This is a genomic window from Kribbella sandramycini (assembly GCF_013131805.1).
In the GTDB taxonomy this organism is placed as follows: domain Bacteria; phylum Actinomycetota; class Actinomycetes; order Propionibacteriales; family Kribbellaceae; genus Kribbella; species Kribbella sandramycini.
Genome location: NZ_JABJRC010000006.1, coordinates 529,126 through 536,018 on the forward strand (window position 1 = coordinate 529,126; position 6,893 = coordinate 536,018).

The following is a 6,893-nucleotide window of genomic DNA, read 5'->3' on the forward strand; positions in this document are numbered from 1 at the left end:
AGCGACGACAGTCCGGCGAAGGGGGACACGGGATGGACGACTGGTTCGCGACACAGGTAGAACGGCACGGACCGGACATCCACGCCTATCTGAGCCGGCGGACGGCCGACGGGGTCGCCGACGACCTGCTGGGTGAGGTGTGGGTGGCGGCGTACGGCGGCCACTCGGGATTCGATCCAGATCTCGGAACGCCGCGGGCTTGGCTGTTCGGCGTCGCAGCGCTCGCACCGCAGCTGCGCGCCGCTCTGCGGGAGCTACCGGCGGTTGAGCGCGAGCTGTTGCTACTGGTCGCGTGGGAGCAGCTGAGCCCAACTGAAGCGGCTGAGGTGCTCGGCATCCCCGCAGGCACTGCCCGCTCCCGCCTGCACCGGGCCAGACAACGCATGGACGAACGCCTCGGGGGTTCGGCCGAAGCGCTCGCGACTGCCGCGCACCGCGTCGCGGCTGTTGCCGACCGGCGCCGTACCGGCCACCGGCGCGTTCTGGTGCCCGCCGCGGCCGCCACGGCTACAGCCACCGCCGTCGTCGCAGTGGTTGCGCTCCAACAGGCTGGCGGCCCGGCGGCTCGCCCCGTGGCACCGGTCAGCAGCCCCGCACCGTCGCCTGGCAAAGCCATCAGCGACCCGGGCGTGGCCTTCTCGTGCGCTGTCGACTATTCGATGGCGGAGCTGGCCCGTCGCGACTTCGGCATCGACGGCACAGTGGTGTCGGCCGTCCGCGTTCCCCGGACGGTGGGCGCGTGGGCGGTCACCTTTGAGGTCAACGAGTGGTTCCGTCCGGCGACCCGTGGCGACCGGCTCACCGTGCAGATGTGGATCGGACCGGGCCGTGGGCGGTACTCGAGCGTTTACGAGACCGGCTACGAGATCGGCGACCGGCTGCTGATCGCGGGCTCCCTGGTGGACTCGCGAACCGGCAAGCCGTTGAAGTACCCGTCCGGCGGCGCCTGTGGCTTCGGCCGGACGTACGACGAGGGGACCGCCGCTACCTGGCGGACGGTTCTCAGCAAGTTACTGAGAGGATGGCGGAGTGACCGAAGGTGAGAGTGCGGCCCTGTGGGGTGGACGGTTCGCTGGCGGACCGGCGGATGCCCTGGCGGCGTTGAGCAAGTCGACGCAGTTCGACTGGCGACTGGCGCCGTACGACATTGCGGGGTCGAAGGCCCACGCCAAGGTGCTGCACCGAGCGGGCCTGCTGACCGACGCGGACCTGGAGGCGATGCTGGCCGGGCTGGACGCTCTGCTGGCGGATGTCCTGGCTGGTCGGTTCCTGCCGGCTGAGGACGACGAGGACGTGCACACCGCGCTGGAGCGGGGTCTACTGGAGCGCCTCGGTGCCGAGCTGGGCGGTCGGCTGCGTGCCGGGCGCTCCCGGAACGACCAGGTCGCCACGCTGTTCAAGAGCTACCTGCGTGAGCACGGCCGTGTCATCGGCCGGCTGGTGCTGGAGCAGATCCGCGTCCTGGCGGACCAGGCCGAGAAGCACCTCGGCGTTGCTATGCCCGGCCGGACCCATCTTCAGCACGCCCAGCCGGTTCTGCTCGCGCATCACCTGCTGGCACATGCCTGGCCGTTGTTGCGGGACCTGGAGCGGCTGTCCGACTGGGACGCACGGGTCGCGGCTGACTCGCCGTACGGCTCTGGAGCGCTGGCAGGTAGCTCCCTGGGGCTGGACCCGCAGTACGTCGCCACTGAGCTCGGCTTCACCAACTCCTCGGCGAACTCGATCGACGGCACCGCCGCGCGGGACTTCGTGGCGGAGTTCGCGTTCGTCACCGCGCAGATCGGTGTCGACCTGTCCCGGCAGGCCGAGGAGGTGATCATCTGGGCGACCAAGGAGTTCGGCTTCGTCGAGCTGGACGACGCGTTCTCGACCGGCTCGAGCATCATGCCGCAGAAGAAGAACCCGGATATCGCCGAGCTGGCCCGCGGCAAGGCCGGCCGGCTGATCGGCAACCTCAGCGGTCTGCTCGCGACGCTGAAGGCGCAGCCGCTCGCCTACAACCGCGACCTGCAGGAGGACAAGGAGCCGGTCTTCGACTCCATCGACACGCTCGAGGTGCTGCTGCCCGCGTTCACCGGGATGGTCCGGACGCTGCGCTTCAACACCGAGCGTCTGGAGGAGCTGGCGCCGCAGGGCTTCTCGCTCGCGACAGACATCGCGGAGTGGCTCGTCCGGCAGCAGGTGCCGTTCCGCGTCGCGCATGAGCTGGCCGGCGCATGCGTCCAGGAGTGTGAGAAGCGCGGCATCGAGCTGTGGGACCTCACCGACGCAGACCTGGCCGCCATCTCGCCGCATCTGACGCCGGAGGTCCGTTCGGTCCTGACCGTCGAGGGCTCGCTGGCCTCCCGCAACACCCGCGGCGGTACGGCGATCGACCGCGTCACCGAGCAGTTGGCCGAGCTGCACGCCCGTACCGCCGTCCACACGCAGCGCCTCGGCTGACCGTGCGCCGATCCCAGCTGGCGGGGCCCGTCCTCGACGTGGCCCCGCAGCTGCTCGGGCTGGTCATTCGCAGCACCACCTCCGACGGCCCGGTCGCTGTCCGCCTCACCGAGGTCGAGGCGTACGACGGGCCCAACGATCCCGGCTCCCACGCCTACCGTGGCCAGACCCCGCGTAACGCCGTCATGTTCGGCCCGCCCGGTCACCTCTACGTCTACTTCACCTACGGCATGCACTTCTGCATGAACATCGGCGCCGGTCCCGAGGGCACCCCATCGGCCGTCCTGCTGCGCGCCGGCGAAGTAGTCGAGGGCAAAGATCTGGCTCGTACCCGTCGCGGCCTTCCAGAACCCGCCGCGTCCGCCGTCCTTCCTGGGCGCGCCCAGAAGCGACCGCGGTTGGACCCGGACCGCGATCTCGCTCGCGGCCCAGCTCGCCTCTGTGTTGCTCTCGGCATCGACCGCGAGCAGAACGGCGTCGACCTGTTCGCCAAGGACTCGCCGGTCCGCCTGCTACCGGGGCCCAGCTTCGACGGCATCCCGTCGACCGGACCCCGGGTCGGCTTGCGCGACGCAGCCGACTGGCCGTGGCGCTTCTGGATCCCGGACGACCCGACGGTCTCGCCGTACCGCCCGCACGTCCCCAAACGCCGTTAGCGGTTCGCCAGCGCCGTCACGTACTCCAGCTGCGGCAGGCCGTGCTCGACCTCCGGGTCCGGAAACAGGCCGACGTGGTGCACCCCGGCAGCCTGCAGTTGGTCGAGGTGGACCGCGGCGTCCTCGACCGTCCCGATTGCGCCGATCGCCCGCCACCAGTCGACCGGCATCCCGACCAGCCCTGCCTCGCCGGACTCGGCGTACAGCTTGGCCAGGTCGTCGAAGAACGGCAGTGGGGTGATCCCGACGTACTTCCGCTCGATCAGCCCGCCCAGCCACGGCGCAGCCCACTCGTACGCTGCCTTCCGGTCCTCCCGCACACAGAGCGCGGTGAATGTCGTCACCACGAAATCCTTCGGTGAACCAGCGAACTCCAACGACTGCCGGACGTACTCCGCCGTGGCCGGCTCCGCCAGCACCACACCGCCGCCCACTCGCCCAGCCAGCGCCATCGACTTCGGCCCCATCACGCCGAGCAGGATCGGCGGCGGGGTGACCGGGGGAGCCTCCAGCTGGACGTCCTGCAGAACGACCGTCTTGCCCTCGAAAGTGACCTTCTCGCCGGCCAGCAGCCGGGTGACCGCAGTGGTCACCTCCTCGAGCGCAGTGAGCGGCGACTTCGCCCGCACACCCATCTGCCCCATCCACTCCTGCACGCCGTGCCCGATGCCCGGCAGGAGGCGACCGGGCGCCAATGCGTCCAGCGTCGCCAGCTCCATCGCCGTCACTGCGGCCGTCCGGGCGACCGCGGGCAGGATGCCGATGCCCACCTGCAGCCGCTCGGTCGATGCGAGCGCGGCGGCCGCCAGCGACACCCCTGCGGTGTAGAAGCAGTCTTCGATGACCCACAGCTCGTCGGCGCCGCCCGCCTCCAGGCGGCGGGCCACATCGGTCACCAGGGCGGCGGGAAACGTCCGGGGGAAGCACATGCCGATCTGAGTCATGCCACGACCGTAGAGGCTGTCGGGGACAGTTGGCGCGGCCCATGCGCGTAGCGGACCCTGCTCCGGGTAGGTTTCAGGTATGGCCCGCCCGCACTACGCGTCCCGCCTCGAGGACTGGTTCAACATCGGGGTGCAGGCAGTGCTGCGACGCCGTGGGTGGCGCGAGCGCATCATCCCGCAGGTGGGTTACGGCACCACGGAGTTCGTGCGCGTCATCGCGCGCGTGGTCCTGGGCAGAGACCCGCGCAGCCAACCGCGCTACGACGAGGACCAGGTTGTGCGCGGCTGGCGGGTTTTCGTCACCGCACCGGCCACCAAGGTGCTGGTGAGCGTGACTGTCGAGGGACAGACGTTCAACGCTGTCACCGACCGCGGCGGGTTCATCGACATCACCGTTCCGGTGGTGCTGCCGCCGGGGTGGCACGAGATCAACCTGGGGGTCCGCGGTGAGCGGCAGGCCAGGGCGTCGATCTATGTGCCCGATCCGGAGGCGAAGTTCGGTCTGGTCAGCGACATCGACGACACGGTCATTCTGACGATGCTGCCGCGTCCGCTGATCGCCGCCTGGAACACCTTCGTCCGGGACGAGCAGGCGCGCCGCGTCGTACCGGGGATGGCTGACATGTACCAGGAGATGCTGGCCGCGCATCCCGGTGCGCCGATCTTCTACCTGTCGACCGGCGCGTGGAACACCGCACCGACGCTGACGCGCTTCCTGACCCGGCACGGGTACCCAGTGGGTCCGTTGCTGATGACGGACTGGGGGCCGACCAACACCGGCTGGTTCCGAAGCGGTCAGGAGCACAAGCGGACGGCGCTGCGTCGGCTGGCTCGGGAGTTCCCCAACGTGAAGTGGGTGCTCGTCGGCGACGACGGTCAGCACGACCCGCAGCTGTACGGCGATTTCGCGCAGTCGCACCCGGATCATGTCCGGGCGATCGGTATCCGCCAGCTGACCCCCGCCGAGCAGGTGCTGTCGCACGGTCTCCCCGTCCCGAATCAGGACCCGGGAGCGCACGATCCGCAGCGTCCGACCGCGGCTACGGTGCAGGGGCCGGACGGCCACGCGCTGCGGCCGCAGCTGCGCGACATCTTGGCTCGGCCCGAGCCCGGCTGAGCGCGGGGTCCCGGCGTACAGGACACTGGTGTCGACACGACGTACTCGAGGAGAGACAGTGACCGACAGCGGGACCGAACGCCGTACCGAGGTGCTCGACGATCTGGAGAGCCGCGGGCTGATCGCGCACTCCACCGACCCGGACGCGCTGCGCAGCGCCATGGCGGACGGGCCGATCACCTCCTATGTCGGCTTCGACCCGACCGCGCCGAGCCTGCACATGGGGAACCTGCTGCAGTTGCTGACCCTGCGCCGGCTGCAGCTGGCTGGGCACAACCCGATCGGTCTGGTCGGTGGCGCCACCGGACTGATCGGCGACCCGAAAGAGTCGTCCGAGCGGGTGCTCAACCCGAAGGACCTGGTGCATCAGTGGGTGGAGCGGGTGCGCGGCCAGGTGGAGCGGTTCGTCGACTTCGATCCGGCGCTGCCGAACCCCGCGCGCATCGTGAACAACTACGACTGGACGAAGGACCTCAACGTCCTGGACTTCCTGCGGGACATCGGCAAGCACTTCCCGGTGAACCGGATGCTCGGGCGCGAGGTCGTAAAGGCCCGGCTGGAGCAGGGGATCAGCTACACGGAGTTCAGCTACGTGCTGCTGCAGTCGCTGGACTACCTGGAGCTGTACCGCCGGCACAACTGCACGCTGCAGACCGGTGGCAGCGACCAGTGGGGCAACCTGACTGCGGGTGTGGAGCTGATTCGCCGCTCGGACGCGGGCAAGGCGCATGCACTGGCCACGCCGCTGGTGACCAAGGCCGACGGGACGAAGTTCGGCAAGACGGAGTCCGGCACAGTGTGGCTTGACCGGGAGCTGACCTCGCCGTACGCGTTCTACCAGTTCTGGTTCAACAGCGATGACCGCGACGTGATGCAGCTCGTGCGCTACTACACGTTCCGCACGGCGGAGGAGCTTGCTGCGCTGGAGGAGGCGACCGCGGAACGGCCGCACGCGCGCGAGGCGCAGCGTGTATTGGCTGAGGACGTCACAACGCTTGTCCACGGGGAGGCGGAGACCCGAGCTGTACAAGAGGCCTCGAAGGCGCTCTTCGGTCAGGGCGAGCTCGGAGCGTTGGACGGCGAGACTCTGCGCGCCGCACTGCGTGAAGCACCGCATGTGGAGTTGGGGGCCGGCGAGCAGATGCCGACGTACGGCGACCTGTTGGTGAAGTCCGGTCTGGTCGCCAGTAAGTCGGCTGCGCGGCGGACCGTTGCCGAAGGTGGCGGGTATCTGAACAACGTGAAGGTGCAGGACGCGGAGTACGTGCCGGGAGCGGATGACCTGCTGCCTGGCGGCGTGCTGGTGCTGCGGCGTGGGAAGCGCTCGTTCGCGGGCGTGCTGCACTCCCACAACTAGGTTGCCGGGGGCAAATTACAAGCCTGTGATTCAGCCCACCGGGAACCGATTTGACCGTCCACCTGGGAGCCACGTAATGTTCTTCTTGTTGGAAGCGAGTGCAGGACGCTGAAGCGGCCGGACCTTCCAACCCCCCAAAGCTAGCGCAGCTGAAACGCGTCTCAGGACTCGGGTCAGCAGCCTCCACGCGGGGAGAGAGTCGGAAAAATCAAGACTTGACTTGGTTGATCCGCTCCGGTAAAGTACTGCAGGTTGCCCCGGAAGTCCTGGACCGTAAGGTTCGGCTGCGGTGTGCGTCCGATTCTTGAGAACTCAACAGCGTGCCGAAAGTCAATGCCGAAATTTAGCATTAACCCCGTGCATGGGCCCTTTGT

General features: G+C 68.8%; 6 protein-coding genes. 5 read left to right on the forward strand and 1 reads right to left on the reverse strand.

Annotated features, from left to right (window positions below; genetic code table 11):
* Positions 1-32 precede the first annotated feature (32 nt).
* The 3 genes from HPO96_RS25600 to HPO96_RS25610 are packed head-to-tail and all read left to right on the forward strand — an operon-like array spanning position 33 to position 3,101.
* Positions 33-1,043 (forward strand): RNA polymerase sigma factor, encoded by a 1,011-nt coding sequence (locus HPO96_RS25600; protein WP_171676805.1) that lies wholly within the window; start codon positions 33-35, stop codon positions 1,041-1,043.
* Positions 1,030-2,445 carry an argininosuccinate lyase gene (argH, locus tag HPO96_RS25605; protein ID WP_171676807.1) on the forward strand — a complete coding sequence of 472 codons (1,416 nt, stop codon included), beginning with the start codon at positions 1,030-1,032 and terminating at the stop codon, positions 2,443-2,445. Before HPO96_RS25600 ends, argH begins: the two co-directional genes overlap by 14 nt.
* Positions 2,446-2,447: 2 nt before the next feature.
* Positions 2,448-3,101 (forward strand): DNA-3-methyladenine glycosylase, encoded by a 654-nt coding sequence (locus HPO96_RS25610; RefSeq protein WP_420371473.1) that lies wholly within the window; start codon positions 2,448-2,450, stop codon positions 3,099-3,101.
* On the opposite strand, the gene HPO96_RS25615 is transcribed toward HPO96_RS25610, so the two are convergent.
* A complete protein-coding gene (locus HPO96_RS25615; RefSeq protein ID WP_238355459.1) occupies positions 3,098-4,045 on the reverse strand; it encodes an LLM class flavin-dependent oxidoreductase in 948 nt (315 codons plus the stop codon). The two genes, HPO96_RS25610 and HPO96_RS25615, sit on opposite strands and share 4 nt — an antisense overlap.
* A gap of 79 nt (positions 4,046-4,124) precedes the next feature.
* Here HPO96_RS25615 and HPO96_RS25620 point away from each other — a divergent pair, with 79 nt between their 5' ends.
* Positions 4,125-5,162 carry an App1 family protein gene (locus HPO96_RS25620; RefSeq protein WP_171676809.1) on the forward strand — a complete coding sequence of 346 codons (1,038 nt, stop codon included), beginning with the start codon at positions 4,125-4,127 and terminating at the stop codon, positions 5,160-5,162.
* 58 nt (positions 5,163-5,220) lie between these two features.
* Complete coding sequence (tyrS, locus tag HPO96_RS25625) at positions 5,221-6,519, forward strand: tyrosine--tRNA ligase (protein WP_171676811.1); 1,299 nt, start codon at positions 5,221-5,223, stop codon at positions 6,517-6,519.
* Positions 6,520-6,893 lie beyond the last annotated feature (374 nt).

Coding starts and splice junctions, on each gene's coding strand:
- HPO96_RS25615 (WP_238355459.1), bottom strand. CDS start 4,045: ATGACTCAGATCGGCATGTGCTTCCCCCGGACGTTTCCCGCCGCCCTG.
- HPO96_RS25600 (WP_171676805.1), top strand. CDS start 33: ATGGACGACTGGTTCGCGACACAGGTAGAACGGCACGGACCGGACATC.
- HPO96_RS25620 (WP_171676809.1), top strand. CDS start 4,125: ATGGCCCGCCCGCACTACGCGTCCCGCCTCGAGGACTGGTTCAACATC.